Here is a 15,569-nt window from a genome sequence, read left to right as displayed (position 1 = left end):
CCCGTCCAAGTGAGGTGCGTCACATGCAGGTACCCGGGCCCTTCGAATACGAACGCGCAACCAGTGTCGACCACGCCATCGGATTACTGGATCGGTTGGGGGAGGGGGCGCGCGTAGTCGCCGGCGGACACAGCCTGCTGCCGATGATGAAACTGCGCATCGCCAACCCCGAATACCTCGTCGACATCAACGACCTGGCGCTCGAACTCGGGTACGTGATCACCGACCCGACCCTGGTCCGCATCGGCGCCATGACCCGTCACCGCGAGATGTTGGACTCCGATCCGCTGGCCGACGCGTGCCCGATCTTCCGCGACGCCGAACGCGTCATCGCCGACCCGGTGGTGCGCAATCGCGGCACCCTGGGCGGCTCGCTGTGCCAGGCCGATCCCGCCGAGGACCTGTCGACCGTGTGCGAAGCGCTGGACGCGGTGTGCCTGGCCCGCGGACCGTCGGGTGAACGCGAAATTCCGATCGACGACTTCATCGTCGGGCCCTACGAAACCGCGCTCGCCTTCAACGAGATGCTCGTCGAGGTGCGAATACCGCTGCGGCACAACAGTTCCAGTGCTTACGCCAAAGTCGAACGGCGCGTTGGTGACTGGGCCGTGGCGGCGGCGGGCGCGGCGCTCACCCTCGACGGCGCCGCAATCGCTGCGGCCCGGCTGGGCCTGACCGCCGTCAACGTCGACCGGACGGCATTGGCCGACGTCGCGGCGGGCCTGGCCGGACAGCCGGCCACCGACGAGGTCTTCGCCGACGCGGGCCGGCTCGCCGCGCAAGCCTGCGACCCGATGACCGATGCTCGCGGCACCGCCGAGTACAAGCGGCACCTGGCCGCCGAACTGACCACTCGCACCTTGCGCACCGCGGCCGAACGAGTACGGGCAGAAGGGAATTAGCCATGCAGGTGAATATGACGGTCAACGGCGAGCAGGTGAGCGCCGACGTCGAACCCCGGATGCTGCTCGTGCATTTCCTGCGCGATCAACTGCGGCTCACCGGAACTCACTGGGGTTGCGACACCAGCAACTGCGGAACCTGCGTGGTCGACGTCGACGGCGTGCCGGTGAAATCCTGCACGATGCTCGCCGTGATGGCGTCGGGTCACAGCGTGCGCACCGTCGAGGGCCTCGCGGCCAACGGCCAGCTGGACCCGGTGCAGGAAGGGTTCATGCGCTGCCACGGGCTGCAATGCGGTTTCTGCACACCGGGAATGATGATCACCGCCCGCGCCCTGCTGGACCGCGACCCGAACCCCGACGAGGAGACGATCCGGGAAGCGATTTCGGGGCAGATCTGCCGCTGCACCGGATACACCACGATCGTGCGGTCCATTCAATGGGCCGCATCGCACGCCGCACCCGTGGAGGCCGGCTCATGACCACTATCGAATCTCGCCCGCCATCACCGGAAGACCTGGCCGACAACGACCAGAAGCCGTGCGGCTACGGCCGGATGATGCGCAAGGAAGATCCCCGGTTCATCCGCGGCCGGGGTCGCTACGTCGACGACATCGCGCTGCCGGGCATGCTGCACCTGGCGATCCTGCGGTCGCCGTACGCGCACGCCACCATCGTCAGCATCGATGTGACTGCAGCACTTGCACATCCGAAGGTCAAGGCGGTGGTGACCGGCGCCGACCTGGCCGAGAAGGGTCTGGCCTGGATGCCGACGCTGTCCAACGACGTGCAGGCGGTGCTGGCCACCGACAAGGTGCGCTTCCAAGGTCAGGAGGTGGCATTCGTTGTCGCCGAGGACCGGTACTCGGCCCGCGACGCGCTGGAGCTGATCGACGTCGAATACGATCCGCTGGATCCGGTGGTCGATGTCCGCACGGCGCTGGATCCGTCGGCACCGGTGATCCGGACCGACCTGGACGGTAAGACCGACAACCACTGCTTCGATTGGGAGACCGGCGATGCGGCCGCCACCGACGCGGTGTTCGCCAGGGCCGACGTCATCGTCAAGCAGGAGATCGTCTACCCCCGGGTACACCCGGCACCGATGGAAACCTGCGGTGCGGTAGCCGATCTGGACCCGGTCACCGGCAAGTTGACGCTGTGGTCGACCAGCCAGGCGCCGCACGCCCACCGCACCCTGTACGCGTTGGTCGCCGGTCTGCCCGAGCACAAGATCCAGGTGATCTCGCCCGACATCGGCGGGGGATTCGGCAACAAGGTGCCGATCTACCCCGGCTACGTCTGCGCGATCGTCGGCTCGTTACTGCTGGGCAAGCCGGTGAAGTGGATGGAGGACCGCAGCGAGAACCTGACGTCCACCGGCTTCGCGCGCGACTACATCATGGTCGGCGAGATCGCCGCCACCAACGACGGAAAGATCCTGGCGATCCGATCCACTGTGCTGGCCGATCACGGTGCATTCAACGGCACCGCGGCGCCGGTGAAGTACCCGGCGGGCTTTTTCGGGGTGTTCACCGGGAGCTACGACATCGAAGCCGCCTACTGTCACATGACCGCGGTGTACACCAACAAGGCACCCGGCGGCGTGGCGTATGCGTGTTCGTTCCGGATCACCGAGGCGGTGTATTTCGTTGAGCGGCTGGTGGATTGCCTGGCGTTCGACCTGAAGATGGATCCGGCCGAGCTGCGGCTGCGAAACCTGCTGCGGCCCGAACAGTTCCCGTACCGGAGCAAGACCGGCTGGGTGTACGACTCCGGCGACTACGAGACCACCATGCGCAAGGCCATGGACATGATCGGCTACGACGCACTACGGGCCGAGCAGCAGGAGAAGCGTGCGCGTGGCGAGCTGATGGGCATCGGGATGTCCTTCTTCACCGAGGCCGTCGGCGCCGGCCCGCGCAAGGATATGGACATCCTCGGCCTCGGCATGGCCGACGGCTGCGAGTTGCGGGTGCACCCCACCGGCAAAGCGGTGGTGCGGCTATCGGTGCAGACCCAGGGTCAGGGCCATGAGACGACGTTCGCCCAGATCGTCGCCGAGGAGCTGGGTATTCCGCCCGATGACATCGACGTCGTGCACGGCGACACCGACCAGACGCCGTTCGGGCTGGGCACCTACGGCAGCCGGTCCACGCCGGTGTCCGGTGCGGCCGCGGCGCTGGTGGCCCGCAAGGTCCGCGACAAGGCGAAGATCATCGCGTCGGGCATGCTCGAGGTTTCGGTTGCCGACTTGGATTGGGAGAAAGGCAAATTCCACGTCAAGGGTGACCCGTCCGCGGCGGTCACGATTCAGGACATCGCGATGCGCGCGCATGGCGCCGGTGATCTGCCGGAGGGTCTCGAGGGCGGGCTGGACGCCCAGATCTGCTACAACCCGGAGAACCTGACCTACCCGTACGGCGCGTATTTCTGTGTGGTGGATGTCGATCCGGGCACCGCGGTGGTCAAGGTTCGGCGCTTCCTTGCCGTCGACGACTGCGGTACTCAGATCAACCCGATGATCATCGAGGGCCAGGTGCACGGCGGCATCGTCGACGGCATCGGGATGGCCCTGATGGAGATGATCGCCTTCGATGAGGAAGGCAACTGCCTGGGCGGCTCGCTGATGGATTACCTGATTCCGACCGCGCTCGAGGTACCGCATCTGGAAACGGGGCACACCGTGACGCCGTCGCCGCATCACCCGATCGGCGCGAAGGGCATCGGGGAATCGGCGACGGTCGGTTCGCCGCCCGCTGTGGTCAACGCCGTGGTGGATGCGTTGGCGCCGTACGGAGTTCGGCATGCCGATATGCCGCTGACGCCGTCGCGGGTCTGGGAGGCCATGCAGGGCCGCGCCAGACCGCCGATCTAGGACCTCGCGATGTCGACGATCAGCGAGCGGGCTCAGCGACTGTTGGCGGCGCGGACACCGTTCGTGCACGCCACGGTGGTGCGCGCCCAGCCGCCGACGTCGGCATATCCGGGTGACGAAGCAATCCTGTTGGCAGATGGAACAATTGAGGGGTTCGTCGGCGGGCAGTGCGCGCAGAATTCGGTGCGCAAGGCAGCGCTGGGTGTGCTGCAGGCGGGCGAAAGTGTGCTGCTGCGCGTGCTTCCCGACGGCGATGTGCATTTTCCCGAGGCCGCCGGCGCCTGCGTGGTGGTCAACCCGTGTCTGTCCGGCGGGTCGCTGGAGATCTTCCTGACGCCGCAGCTGCCGGCCCCGCTGATCCGGATCTACGGTGCCACCCCGATCGCCGATGCGCTGATCGACGTGTGCGGGGTGCTCGGTTACGACGCCCGGCGCGATACCGATTTGTCCGACACCGCTGCGGTGGTGATCGCCAGCCACGGCGGGCCGGAAGCCGAAATCGTCCGTGCCGCACTCGATAACGGCGTCGGCTACATCGGTCTGGTCGCCAGCAAGGTCCGCGGGGCATCGATCCTGAACGAACTCGAACTCTCCGAGGCCGAGCGGGCCCGCGTCCACACCCCGGTCGGATTGCGCATCGGCGCCAAGACCCCCGCGGAGATCGCGGTGTCGATTGCGGCCGAACTGATCGCCGCCGTGCGCGACGGCAGCCTGACCCGCCCGACCATCCAAGCGACCAACGGCCCGACCGAGGCGGTCGATCCGGTGTGCGGCATGACGGTGCCGATCGGGCCCGCCACCGAACACCTGGAGCTGGCCGGCGCCGACTACTGGTTCTGCTGCCCGGGATGCCGATCGGCATTCGCCGCCGAAAAAGCCGGCACATGACGCCGGCGGTGTTCAGCAGCCCCGACGACGTGGTGCGCCAGTTCGACGCAAAGGATTATCTGCTCGACACCGGGACCGCCTCGGCGATCTATCTGGCCATCACTTTAGGCAGGCCGCTGCTGCTCGAGGGTGAGCCGGGAGTCGGCAAGACGACTGCGGCGAAAACCCTTGCGGCGGTGCTGAACACCCCAATGGTGCGGCTGCAATGCTACGAGGGCCTGACCGCGAACGAGGCGCTCTACGACTGGAACTATCAACGCCAATTGCTGTCCATCCGGCTGGCCGAAGCTCGCGGGACCGGCATCGAGGAAGCCGATCTCTACACCGAGACCTATTTGGTGGACCGGCCCATCCTGCAGTGCGTGCGCCACCACGGGCCGACACCTCCCGTGCTGCTGATCGACGAAATCGACCGGGCTGACGATGAATTCGAGGCCCTGCTGCTGGAGTTCCTCGGCGAGTCCGCGGTGACCGTCCCCGAACTGGGCACCTTCGTCGCCGAGCGCCCGCCGATCGCGGTGCTGACCTCCAACCGCAGCCGCGACCTGCACGACGCGCTGCGCCGGCGCTGCCTGTACCACTGGATCGACTACCCCGAGCCGGCCCGGGCCGCCGCGATCGTCCGGCGCACGGTTCCCGGGGCTGCCGCGCCGTTGATCGAGCAGGCTACCCAATTTGTGGGCAGCGCACGCGATCTCGACCTCGACAAGCCGCCCGGTGTGGCCGAGACCATCGACTGGGTTGCCGCCCTGGTGTCGCTCGGCGTCGCCGACCTCGTCGACGACTCCGCCGTCATGAGCCTGGGGGCACTGGCCAAGACACCCGACGACCGCAGTTTGATTCGAGACGCTTTTAGCGAGTACAGCCGCACCTGAAAGGACCGCACCATGAAGATCGCCAACCAGTTCACCGTCAGCGCGCCAATCGATCAGGCCTGGGATGTGCTGTGCGACCTGGAGCAGGTGATCCCGCTGATGCCGGGCGCCCAGCTGACCGGTCACGAGGGCGAGGACTACATGGGCAAGGTCAAGGTCAAGGTGGGGCCGGTGACAAGCGAATTCAGCGGCAAGGTGCGCTTTGTCGAGCAGGACCGCGATCAGCATCGCGCGGTCATCGATGGCAAGGGCAAGGAGGCGCGCGGCACCGGCAACGCGGCCGCCACGGTCACCGCGCAGCTGCAGGCGGACGGGGAGCGCACCAGCGTGACCGTCGACACCGACCTGAAGATCGTCGGCAAGCTGGCCCAGTTCGGCAGCGGGATGCTGCAGCAAGTGTCGGAGAAATTGCTGGGTCAGTTCGTCGAATCGCTGGAAGCCAAGTTGGCCGCCGAGCAGACCGGGGCGCCCGAGAGCCCGGCCGGCGCGGTGACCGTGGCCAGCCCGGTGGCCGCGGCGAGCACGGCGAGTTCACCCAACGGCGCGGCGGCTCAACGGCCCGCTCCCGAGCCCGAGCCCATCGACCTGCTGCAGCTAGCCGGTGGCGATCAGCTCAAGAAATACGCCGCCCCGGCGCTGGCAGCGCTCGCCGCGCTGGTGCTGATCTGGGTGCTGCTGCGCCGGCGTTAGCGGTCGTGGACACCCCCTTGCTGTTGCGGGGCGTCGACCGAGCGGCGCTCGCGACCGCGCTGGTCGCCCGGCTGCGCAGCGTTGGGGTTTTGGTGTCCGCCAGTGGCCCGGCGAACTTTGTGCAGGCGCTGCGAAAGCTGGCCCCGGACAACCCAACCGCGCTGTATTGGGCGGCCAGGCTGACGTTGGTCAACCGGATGGAGGATCTGGTCGCCTTCGACGCGGTCTTCGCGGCGGTGTTCGGCTCGGCCGAACCCGACGGCACCGCAAGCCCCGATACATCGCTGCCGCTGCCGGGCCCTAGGACGCCGGCCGCCGGTACGGTGCGTCCGGGCGGCAGGGGATCCACGTCTCCACAGCAGCTGCCCTGGGTTACCCGGACGGTCGCCACCGCCGACGACACGGCAGGCTCGAGCCTGCTGCTGCCCGACGTGCTGCCCAGCCGGTTCGCCGCGCTGGCCGACGAGCCGTTCGACCGTTTCGACCCCGAAGACCTTCGCCTGCTTGGTATTTGGCTGGAGGCAACCGTCGCGCGCTGGCCGCGGCGCCGTAGCCTGCGATTCGAGCCCAGCCCCGGTGGCAAGCGGATCGACCTGCGGGCCACCATGAACGCGTCGCGGTCGACCGGCTGGGAATCGATGGTGCTGGCGCGCACCCGGCCGCGCCGCCGGCCCCGGCGCGTCGTCCTGCTTTGCGACGTCAGCCGTTCGATGCAGCCCTATGCTGCGGTCTATCTGCATTTGATGCGAGCGGTGTTGCGCCAGAATGGAACTCGCCCCGAGGTGTTCGCTTTCTCGACGTCACTGACCCGGCTCACCTCGGTGCTGTCGCACCGGTCGGCCGAGGTGGCGCTGCAGCGGGCCAACGACAAGGTCACCGACCGCTACGGCGGCACGTTCATCGGCCGCAGCGCGGCCGCGCTGCTCGCCCCGCCGCACGGCAACGCGCTACGCGGCGCCGTCGTGATCGTCGCATCCGACGGCTGGGACAGCGATCCCCCCGACCAGCTGGAGCACGCGATGGCCAGGCTGCGTCGCCGCGCCGAGCTGCTGGTCTGGCTCAATCCTCGCGCGGCACAGCGCGAATTCGAGCCGCTGGCCGGCTCGATGGCCGCCGCCCTGCCCTATTGCGACCTGTTTCTGCCGGCGCATTCGCTGACCGGGCTGCGTCAACTGGTGCTGGCGTTGGCGGCTGCGCCCGGATGAGCCGCTACTCGGGATAGACGCCGGTTTCCAGGTCCTGCAGCAGCGTCGGATGTGTTGGCCGCCAACCGAATCGCTGGCGGGTCAGCGTGCTGGACGAGGGCTGGTCGGCGGCGAATATGACGCCGAGCGGCCCGAAGTTCTCGACGGGTGCGGATTCGACGGGAACGCCGAGTCGGCGGCCGATCACTTCGGCGATCGCGCGCATCGGGTCTCCTTCGTCACCCACCGCGTGCAGCACCGTGCCGGGCGGGGCCTGTTCGAGGGCGAGCCGGAACAACGACGCGGCGTCGTCTCGGTGCACGGCGGGCCAGCGTTGCGCACCGTCCCCGACATAGCCCGACACGCCCAGCTGCCGTGCGGCTTGGATCAGCAGACTGGCGAAGCCGTAGCGCCCGCCCGCATCGTGGACCGACCGCGGCAGCCGGACGACGGCGGATCGGGCGCCGCGCTCGGCCAGATCGATGACGGCCTGGCCGGTGCGGCCGCGTCCGGCCACCGGACCCTCGGTGGTGAACGGATCGTCTTCGGTGCTCGGACGTCCGGCCACCGCCGGGGTGCCGTTCGCGAGCACCAGCGGCTTACCGCTGCCGACCAGCGCGTCGCCGAGCGCTGCGACCGCACGGGCTTCGTCTCCGACGGCGTCCCCGACGGCGCTGAAGTCGTGCGAAAACGCCAGGTAGACAACGCCGTCGGCGTCGATCGCCGCCTTCTGTAGGAGGTCGAGGTCGCAGATGTCCCCGCGCAGCGGCTCCGCGCCCAGGCCGTTAATGGTCGCGGCCGAGGCTTCGGATCTTGCCAGGCCCACGACGTGATGGTCGGCGGCGATCAGTTCTGAGACGACGGCCGAGCCGATTCCTCCGCTGGCGCCAGTGACGAATACGCGCACGAGCAGCTCCGTTCATGTGATGCGACTATGGTCCCATCACCGTACACCAGTGACGGGATAAAAGTCGCATCACTAGGGTGGGGTCATGGCTCGTTGGCAACCCGACGCGCGCGAACGTTTGGTCGGCGCGGCACTGGATCTGTTCAACGAGCGCGGCTACGACCAGACGACCGTCGCGGAGATCGCCGAGCGCGCGGGCCTGACGAAGAGCACGTTCTTTCGGCACTTCCCGGATAAGCGCGACGTGCTGGCGGCCGGCCAGGATGCCATCGCGCAGTTGCTCCGCGAGGGCATCGCCGCAGCGCCCGCCGACGCGACACCGCTGGCCGCCGTGTGCTCCGGCCTCAAGTCGGCCGCGGCGGCGTTCACGTCGTTCAACCGCGAGCTCGCCCCGAGGCTCAAGGCCGCGATCGCCGCCAGCGCCGAGCTGCAAGAGCGTAATGCGCTCAAGCAGATTGGGCTGGCCCTCGCGATGGCCGAGGCGCTGCAATCCCGCGGCGTGCCCGAGCCGACCGCGGCGCTGGCCGCCGAACTCGGTGCCCTGGCATTCAAATCGGCCTATGCCCGCTGGGCCGAACCGGGCGAAAACGAAGATCTGGGCACGATCGCATGCCAGGCGCTGCGCGAGTTACACACCGCCGCAACGAAGCTCAGCTGATCCGCCGTACCGGTCTTTGAGGGCGATGCCCGATCGGCCGAGCTTTCGGGCCCCGGCGACGAGCGTGGCGGCGACTGCGGCGGCCGTCGGGTAGTCGAGGCCGTCGGGCGGATGGATGTTGGAGATGCAGTTGCGATCCGCGTCGGTGACCCCCGGTGCCGGTCGATGGGTCAGGTAAATGCCCAGGCTGTCGGCGACCGAGAGCCCGGGGCGTTCACCGATGAGCACCAGAACCGTTGTGACGCCGAGGGCTTCGCCGATGTGATCACCTAGCGCGACACGTGCCTGGGTGGCGATGACCAGCGGAGCAATGCGATAGCGGCCGTCGAATTCGCGGACTAAAGCGTCGACCATACCCGTGGCGTGGTCGGTCAGGGCGCGAGGGGAGAGCCCGTCGGCGAGCACAAAACCGATGTCCGCCTTGGCCTTTGGCAGGTGCGATAGGTCCGCGGGGCGGCGACCGAGATCGGGCCGACGCAGGTACTCGCTGCGCGAGGTCGCCTGGCTGTGCACGCGCAGCGGTAGATCGATGTCGATGTCGTCCAGCTGCTTGATCAGGTCGTCGACGTCGAGTGGTTCGTGGACGGCGTCGCGTGCCGCGGCGTGGGCGGCCTGGAACTCCAGCACCCGCCGGGTCGGCAGTGAGTTTCCCGCGCGTCCGAGCCCGATGCGTGCCTGCGTGGTCGTCCGCAGCGGCGCCCAAATATCGTTGTCGGCCGGGAGATTCGAGGTGCTCATCAGCCGGCCGCCAATGCGCGCAGCGGCGACGTGGCGAGGTCGACGGGCAGAATCCGGCCGTCGGCGTCGGCCATACCCAGGCTGGCCAGCCAGGCTTCGAATTCGGGTGCGGGCCGCAGCCCCAACACTTTTCGGACGTACAAGGCGTCGTGAAACGACAGGCTTTGATAGCCGAGCATGATGTCGTCGGCACCGGGAACGGTGATCACGAACGCGGTGCCCGCCGCGCCCAGCAGGGTCAGCAGCGTGTCCATGTCGTCCTGGTCGGCTTCGGTGTGGTTGGTGTAGCAGACGTCGACACCCATCGGCAGGCCGAGCAGTTTTCCGCAGAAGTTGTCTTCCAGCCCGGCGCGGATGATCTGCTTGCCGTCGTAGAGATACTCCGGCCCGATGAATCCGACCACGGTGTCGATCAACAGCGGTTGCAGCACCCGGGCCACCGCATAGGAGCGCGCCTCCAGCGTCTGCTGGTCGACCGGCCTGTTTCCGACACCGAGGTGGGCCCCGGCCGACAGCGCCGAGCCCTGTCCCGTCTCCAGGTACATGACGTTGTCGCCGACCGTGCCGCGGTGCAGCGACCGGGCGGCCTCGTTGGCCTCGGTCAGCATCGCGATCGAGGTGCCGAAGCCCGCGTTGGCGCCCTCGGTGCCCGCGATCGACTGGAAAACCAGGTCGACGGGCGCGCCCTGTTCGATCAGTTCCATCGTGGTGGTGACGTGGCACAGCACGCACGACTGCACGGGGATGGCGAACCGCTGGCGAATGTCGTCGAGCAGGCGCAGCAGGTCCGACGCGGCGTGTGGTGAGTCGGTCGCCGGGTTGATGCCGATCACCGCGTCGCCGCAGCCCATCAGCAGGCCGTCGAGCATCGCCGCGGCTATCCCGCGCGGGTCATCGGTGGGGTGGTTGGGTTGCAGCCGGGTGGCCAGCGTGCCCGGCAATCCGATCGTGGTGCGAAACGCAGCGGACGACGTCGCGGCGGCGGCCACCAGGATCAAGTCCTGGTTGCGCATGATCTTCGACACCGCGGCGACCATCTCCGGAATGAGTCCGGGGGAGACGGCGGCGATGCGCGCCGCGCTGTCGTCGCGCGCCGCCGCATCCAGCAGCCAGTCGCGGAAGCCACCGACGGTCAGGTGCGCGATCGGGCCGAACGCCTCGCGATCGTGGCTGTCGATGATGAGCCGGGTGACCTCGTCGGTCTCATACGGCACGACCACGTCGTTGAGAAACGTCACCAGCGGTATGTCGGCCAGCACCCACGCCGCCGCGGCCCGTTCGGCGTCGGAATCGGCCGCGCAACCGGCCAGCTGGTCACCGGAGCGCAGCGGCGTCGCCTTCGCCATCACGTCGACGAGCCCCGCAAAGGAATGCGTGGTCCCCGAGATGGTTTGCCGATAGCGCATATTTCACAGTAGGTCACCGTCGGTTCAGCAGCAGGTCAACTTGGCCGTGCAGCCACCAATGCACCCTCAAACGTCCACACCACCCCTGTCGCCCATGAGGCAGGATCGGTAGGCATGGACCAGCTATGGGCCAACCGGGCTGCCAGCTCCGAAGCCGCTGTCGCGCAACGCCACCTGAAACGGCTCTGGGCATTGCCGGGAACCCAGCTGGGCGTGGTGGCCTGGCCGGCGACGCGCCGGGACCGGCTGTTCGGCACCTGGCACTACTGGTGGCAGGCGCATCTGCTGGATTGCCTGGTCGACGCGCACCAGCGGGACCCGCAGCCGCACCGGTACACCGAGATCAACCGGCAGGTCCGCGCGCACCGGCTGCGCAACAACTTTCGCTGGACCAACAGTTACTACGACGACATGGCGTGGCTGGCGATCGCGCTGGAACGCGCCGCCCGGATCGTCGGCGTCGAGCGCGGTCGCGCGCTGCCGAAGCTCGCCGACCAGTTCATGAAGGCGTGGGTGCCCGAGGACGGCGGCGGCATCCCGTGGCGCAAGCAGGACCAGTTCTTCAACGCCCCGGCCAATGGTCCGGCGGGAATCTTCTTGGCCCGCTACGGGGAGCGGCTCAAGCGTGCCGCGCAGATGGGCGACTGGATAGACCAAACCCTGATCGACCCGGAGACGCATCTGGTGTTCGACGGCATCAAGGCCGGCTCGCTGGTCCGCGCGCAGTACACCTACTGCCAGGGCGTGGTGCTCGGGCTGGAGACCGAGCTGGCGGCCCGCACCGGCGCGGAGGCGCGGGGCCGGCACGCGGCGCGGGTGCACCGCCTGGTCGCCGCCGTGAACGAGCACATGGCGCCGTCGGGCGTGCTGAAGGGTTCCGGAGGCGGCGACGGCGGGCTGTTCGCCGGCATCACCGCGCGCTACCTCGCGCTGGTCGCCACCGCACTGCCGGGTGACTCCGCCGACGACGCCGTGGCCCGCGACACCGCGCGCACGATCGTGCTGTCGAGCGCGAAATCGGCCTGGGATAACCGGCAAACGGTCGACGGGCTGCCCCTGTTCGGGGCGTTTTGGGACCGCGACGCGGAGTTGCCGACGACCGGCGGCGCGCAGGCGCAGTTCGTCGAGGGTGCGGTCAATGCGTCCGAGACCCCGGAGCGAGACCTGTCGGTGCAGCTGTCGGGGTGGATGCTGATGGAGGCCGCCTGTAACGTCACCGCCGTGACACCAGGCCACGCGTGACCGGCCTTTGAGAGGAGCTTTCGAATGACCCCTTCCAGCACCAAGGTTCGCCCTGATGCCGAGTCGGCACTGCGAGACCTGCTGAAGGACGGAATCACCGTTGCCGCAGGCGGATTCGGGCTATGCGGTATTCCGGAAAATCTGATCGAGGCGCTGGTGGACAGCGGCGTCAAAGAGCTGACGATCGTCGGAAACAACGCCGGTGTCGACGATTTCGGCATGGGTCTGTTGCTCAAGGGTCGCCAGGTCAAGAAAGTTATTGCCTCCTACGTAGGAGAAAACAAGGAATTCGAGCGCCAGGTGCTGGCGGGCGAGCTGGATCTGTCGCTCACCCCGCAAGGCACCCTGGCCGAGAAATTACGCGCCGGCGGCGCAGGGATTCCCGGCTTCTACACCCGCACCGCGTTCGGCACCCAACTCGCCGAAGGCAAGGACATGCGCGTCTTCGACGGCACCGAATACGTGCTGGAGGAAGGTATCCGCGCCGACGTCGCGATCGTCAAGGCGTGGAAGGGCGACACGGCGGGCAACCTGATCTATCGGAAGACGGCGCGCAACTTCAACCCGATGATCGCCACCTGCGGCAAGGTGACCGTCGCCGAGGTGGAGGAACTGGTCGAGGTTGGCGAGCTGGATCCCGATCAGATCCACACCCCGGGCATCTACGTGGACCGCATCATCCAGGGGCCCGGCTACGAGAAGCGGATCGAGTTCCGCACCATCCGGGGCGCCGCCGTCACCAAGAACGACACCCCCATCCGCGAGATCATGGCCAAGCGCGCCGCTCGGGAACTGCGCGACGGCTACTACGTGAACCTGGGCATTGGCATTCCGACGCTGGTGGCCAATTACATCCCCGACGACATCAACGTGACGCTGCAATCCGAGAACGGCCTGCTCGGCATCGGCGCCTATCCGGCCGAGGACCAGGTGGATCCCGACCTGGTCAACGCGGGAAAACAGACCATCACCACGATCAGCGGCTCCAGCTTCTTCAACAGCGCCGACTCCTTCGCGATGATCCGCGGCGGGCACGTCGACCTGGCCATCCTCGGCGGCCTGGAGGTGGCCGAAAACGGTGACCTGGCCAACTGGATGGTTCCGGGCAAGATGGTCAAGGGTCCGGGCGGTGCGATGGACCTGGTGTCGGGCGTCAAGCGGGTGATCGTCGTGATGGATCACACAGCCAAGGACGGCAGCCCGAAAATCCTCAAGCAATGCACGCTGCCGCTGACCGGCAAAGGCGTGGTGAACATGATCATCACCGACCTGTGCGTCTTCGACGTCGACCCGGAACGCGGGCTCACCCTGACCGAACTACACCCCGGGGTGACGGTCGACGACGTCCGTGCCAAGACGGGGTGCGATTTCGTCGTCGCCTGAACCTGAACCCCCCTTGGCGGCGCGCCGTCGCCCCAGGTAGCCCCGCGTGGCGGCGATCAGCGCCGGCAACAGCGAGACGAACAGGATGACCAGGATGATCTTTTCCAGGTTCTGGTGCACGAACGGGATGTTGCCCAGGAAGTAGCCGGCCAACGTCACGCCACCGCCCCACAGGACGCCGCCGACGACGTCGAACGCCAGATACACCGGATAGCGCATGTAGGACACCCCGGCGACCACCGGCGTGAACGTCCGCACGAACGGCATGAAGCGGGCCAGGATGATCGCCGCGGGCCCGTACTTCTCGAAGAAGGCGTGCGACTCGGTCACGTAGTGCTGCTTGAAGAACCGGGAATCTTCCTTCTTGAACAGCGCCGGCCCGATCCGGCGGCCGATGAAGTACCCGGTCTGGTCGCCGACGATCGCGACGACCGCGACGGACGGGGCCAACACCCAGATGTTGAGCGTTCCGTGCGCGGCCAGCAATCCGCCCGTGAACAGCAGCGACTCGCCCGGTAGCAGCGGAAACAGCAGACCGGTCTCGACGAAGACGATGACCAGGATGGTCGGCAGCACCGCGGAGGCGAACAGGCCCTGGGGTCCGATCCAGAACATCGGATCGATGATGTCGGGCAAGGCCGACACGGCGGTGCTCATGACGCCTCAACATACCGGCCCCGAGGTGGCTGCCCGCCGTCAACGTCGGGTTGCGATACTGGGGCAACTGAAGTCTTCAGGAGGATATTCATGCCCATCGCAACGCCCGAGGTCTACGCCGAGATGCTGGGACGCGCAAAAGAAAACTCGTATGCCTTCCCGGCGATCAATTGTGTCGGCTCGGAATCCGTCAACGCCGCCATCAAGGGCTTCGCCGACGCCGGCAGCGACGGCATCATCCAGTTCTCCACCGGCGGTGCGGAGTTCGCCTCCGGCCTCGGGGTGAAAGACATGGTGACCGGCGCGGTCGCGCTGGCCAAGTTCACCCGCGCCGTCGCGGCCAAGTACCCGATCAACGTCGCGTTGCACACCGACCACTGCCCCAAGGACAAGCTGGACACCTACGTGCGTCCGCTGCTGGCGATCTCGGCGGAGCGGGTGGCCGCCGGCAAGAACCCGCTGTTCCAGTCGCACATGTGGGATGGCTCGGCGGTGCCGATCGACGAGAACCTCGCGATCGCCAAGGAGCTGCTCAAGGACGCCGCGGCCGCCAAGATCATCCTCGAGGTCGAGATCGGCGTGGTCGGCGGCGAGGAGGACGGCGTCGAGGGCGCGATCGACGACAAGCTCTACACCACCCCGGAGGACTTCGAGAAGACGATTGACGCGCTGGGTCACGGTGAGCACGGCAAGTACCTGCTCGCGGCCACCTTCGGCAACGTGCACGGCGTCTACAAGCCCGGCAACGTCAAGCTGCGTCCCGACATCCTCGACGAGGGCCAGAAGGTCGCGATCGCCAAGCTCGGCCTGGCGGACGGTTCCAAGCCCTTCGACTTCGTGTTCCATGGCGGCTCGGGGTCGCTGAAGTCGGAGATCGAGGAGGCGCTGCGCTACGGCGTGGTGAAGATGAACGTCGACACCGACACCCAGTACGCGTTCACCCGTCCGCTCGCCGCCCACATGTTCACCAACTACGACGGCGTGCTCAAGATCGACGGCGAGGTGGGCAACAAGAAGGTCTACGACCCGCGCAGCTACCTCAAGAAGGCCGAGGCGAGCATGACCGAGCGCGTGATCGAGGCCTGCAACGACCTGCACTGCGCCGGAAAGTCAGTCGGCGTCTAGCCGCTCGCCTGCCGAGCGTGAAGTTAGCTTCACACT

General features: G+C 67.5%; 14 protein-coding genes and 1 pseudogene. 11 read left to right on the top strand and 4 right to left on the bottom strand.

What is annotated here, in order from left to right; all coding sequences use genetic code 11:
- The first annotated feature begins 23 nt into the window (after positions 1-23).
- From LMQ14_RS25080 to LMQ14_RS25050, 7 genes and pseudogenes are all read left to right on the top strand, one after another.
- Positions 24-902 carry an FAD binding domain-containing protein gene (locus LMQ14_RS25080; protein ID WP_267732305.1) on the top strand — a complete coding sequence of 293 codons (879 nt, stop codon included), beginning with the start codon at positions 24-26 and terminating at the stop codon, positions 900-902.
- Positions 903-904: 2 nt separating this feature from the next.
- Positions 905-1,384, top strand: coding sequence for a (2Fe-2S)-binding protein (locus tag LMQ14_RS25075; protein WP_267732304.1), 480 nt, complete (start codon positions 905-907; stop codon positions 1,382-1,384).
- Entirely contained in the window at positions 1,381-3,780 is a 2,400-nt protein-coding gene (locus LMQ14_RS25070; RefSeq protein WP_267732303.1) for an aerobic carbon-monoxide dehydrogenase large subunit, read from the top strand. Before LMQ14_RS25075 ends, LMQ14_RS25070 begins: the two co-directional genes overlap by 4 nt.
- 9 nt (positions 3,781-3,789) lie before the next feature.
- Positions 3,790-4,488, top strand: a pseudogene (locus LMQ14_RS25065) (XdhC family protein); the annotation flags it as partial.
- Positions 4,489-4,664: 176 nt separating this feature from the next.
- Complete coding sequence (locus LMQ14_RS25060; protein WP_267732301.1) at positions 4,665-5,543, top strand: AAA family ATPase; 879 nt, start codon at positions 4,665-4,667, stop codon at positions 5,541-5,543.
- A gap of 12 nt (positions 5,544-5,555) precedes the next feature.
- Positions 5,556-6,233: an SRPBCC family protein gene (locus LMQ14_RS25055; RefSeq protein WP_267732300.1), complete on the top strand. Its 678-nt coding sequence runs from the start codon at positions 5,556-5,558 to the stop codon at positions 6,231-6,233.
- A gap of 5 nt (positions 6,234-6,238) precedes the next feature.
- Positions 6,239-7,438 (top strand): vWA domain-containing protein, encoded by a 1,200-nt coding sequence (locus LMQ14_RS25050; RefSeq protein WP_267732299.1) that lies wholly within the window; start codon positions 6,239-6,241, stop codon positions 7,436-7,438.
- A 4-nt stretch (positions 7,439-7,442) separates the two neighbouring features.
- Here the strand turns inward: LMQ14_RS25050 and LMQ14_RS25045 are convergent, their stop codons facing one another.
- The gene (locus LMQ14_RS25045) at positions 7,443-8,324 is read right to left on the bottom strand and encodes an SDR family oxidoreductase (RefSeq protein WP_267732298.1); all 882 of its coding nucleotides are present in this window, start codon (positions 8,322-8,324) and stop codon (positions 7,443-7,445) included.
- Between the two features lie 85 nt (positions 8,325-8,409).
- On the opposite strand from LMQ14_RS25045, the gene LMQ14_RS25040 reads away from it, so the two are divergent.
- The gene (locus LMQ14_RS25040) at positions 8,410-8,982 is read left to right on the top strand and encodes a TetR/AcrR family transcriptional regulator (protein WP_267732297.1); all 573 of its coding nucleotides are present in this window, start codon (positions 8,410-8,412) and stop codon (positions 8,980-8,982) included.
- Here the strand turns inward: LMQ14_RS25040 and eutC are convergent.
- Both eutC and LMQ14_RS25030 read right to left on the bottom strand, forming a co-directional pair.
- The gene (gene eutC / locus LMQ14_RS25035; protein ID WP_267732296.1) at positions 8,953-9,720 is read right to left on the bottom strand and encodes an ethanolamine ammonia-lyase subunit EutC; all 768 of its coding nucleotides are present in this window, start codon (positions 9,718-9,720) and stop codon (positions 8,953-8,955) included. The genes LMQ14_RS25040 and eutC overlap by 30 nt on opposite strands.
- Entirely contained in the window at positions 9,720-11,126 is a 1,407-nt protein-coding gene (locus LMQ14_RS25030) for an ethanolamine ammonia-lyase subunit EutB (protein WP_267732295.1), read from the bottom strand. The genes eutC and LMQ14_RS25030 overlap by 1 nt, the downstream gene beginning before the upstream one ends.
- 114 nt (positions 11,127-11,240) lie before the next feature.
- Here LMQ14_RS25030 and LMQ14_RS25025 point away from each other — a divergent pair, with 114 nt between their 5' ends.
- Positions 11,241-12,368 carry a glycoside hydrolase family 76 protein gene (locus tag LMQ14_RS25025; RefSeq protein ID WP_267732294.1) on the top strand — a complete coding sequence of 376 codons (1,128 nt, stop codon included), beginning with the start codon at positions 11,241-11,243 and terminating at the stop codon, positions 12,366-12,368.
- 24 nt (positions 12,369-12,392) lie between these two features.
- Positions 12,393-13,751, top strand: a complete 1,359-nt coding sequence (locus LMQ14_RS28215) for a 3-oxoacid CoA-transferase subunit B (RefSeq protein WP_324291086.1) — start codon at positions 12,393-12,395, stop codon at positions 13,749-13,751.
- Here LMQ14_RS28215 and LMQ14_RS25010 read toward each other — a convergent pair.
- The gene (locus LMQ14_RS25010; RefSeq protein WP_267732293.1) at positions 13,686-14,408 is read right to left on the bottom strand and encodes a DedA family protein; all 723 of its coding nucleotides are present in this window, start codon (positions 14,406-14,408) and stop codon (positions 13,686-13,688) included. The genes LMQ14_RS28215 and LMQ14_RS25010 overlap by 66 nt on opposite strands.
- Positions 14,409-14,492: 84 nt before the next feature.
- Between LMQ14_RS25010 and fbaA the strand changes: the two genes are divergently transcribed.
- Complete coding sequence (gene fbaA, locus LMQ14_RS25005) at positions 14,493-15,533, top strand: class II fructose-bisphosphate aldolase (protein WP_267735671.1); 1,041 nt, start codon at positions 14,493-14,495, stop codon at positions 15,531-15,533.
- Positions 15,534-15,569: the final 36 nt, after the last annotated feature.

Source organism: Mycobacterium sp. Aquia_213, assembly GCF_026625985.1.
Lineage (GTDB): Bacteria > Actinomycetota > Actinomycetes > Mycobacteriales > Mycobacteriaceae > Mycobacterium.
The sequence above is the reverse complement of the archived record's forward strand: the minus strand, read 5'-3'. Positions and strand labels throughout refer to the sequence as shown.

Bases quoted from the DNA above. Each gene is read 5' to 3' on its own strand.
- eutC (WP_267732296.1), bottom strand. From the start codon at position 9,720: ATGAGCACCTCGAATCTCCCGGCCGACAACGATATTTGGGCGCCGCTG.
- LMQ14_RS25075 (WP_267732304.1), top strand. From the start codon at position 905: ATGCAGGTGAATATGACGGTCAACGGCGAGCAGGTGAGCGCCGACGTC.
- LMQ14_RS25040 (WP_267732297.1), top strand. From the start codon at position 8,410: ATGGCTCGTTGGCAACCCGACGCGCGCGAACGTTTGGTCGGCGCGGCA.
- LMQ14_RS28215 (WP_324291086.1), top strand. From the start codon at position 12,393: ATGACCCCTTCCAGCACCAAGGTTCGCCCTGATGCCGAGTCGGCACTG.
- LMQ14_RS25055 (WP_267732300.1), top strand. From the start codon at position 5,556: ATGAAGATCGCCAACCAGTTCACCGTCAGCGCGCCAATCGATCAGGCC.
- LMQ14_RS25060 (WP_267732301.1), top strand. From the start codon at position 4,665: ATGACGCCGGCGGTGTTCAGCAGCCCCGACGACGTGGTGCGCCAGTTC.
- LMQ14_RS25025 (WP_267732294.1), top strand. From the start codon at position 11,241: ATGGACCAGCTATGGGCCAACCGGGCTGCCAGCTCCGAAGCCGCTGTC.
- LMQ14_RS25070 (WP_267732303.1), top strand. From the start codon at position 1,381: ATGACCACTATCGAATCTCGCCCGCCATCACCGGAAGACCTGGCCGAC.
- LMQ14_RS25080 (WP_267732305.1), top strand. From the start codon at position 24: ATGCAGGTACCCGGGCCCTTCGAATACGAACGCGCAACCAGTGTCGAC.
- LMQ14_RS25030 (WP_267732295.1), bottom strand. From the start codon at position 11,126: ATGCGCTATCGGCAAACCATCTCGGGGACCACGCATTCCTTTGCGGGG.
- LMQ14_RS25010 (WP_267732293.1), bottom strand. From the start codon at position 14,408: ATGAGCACCGCCGTGTCGGCCTTGCCCGACATCATCGATCCGATGTTC.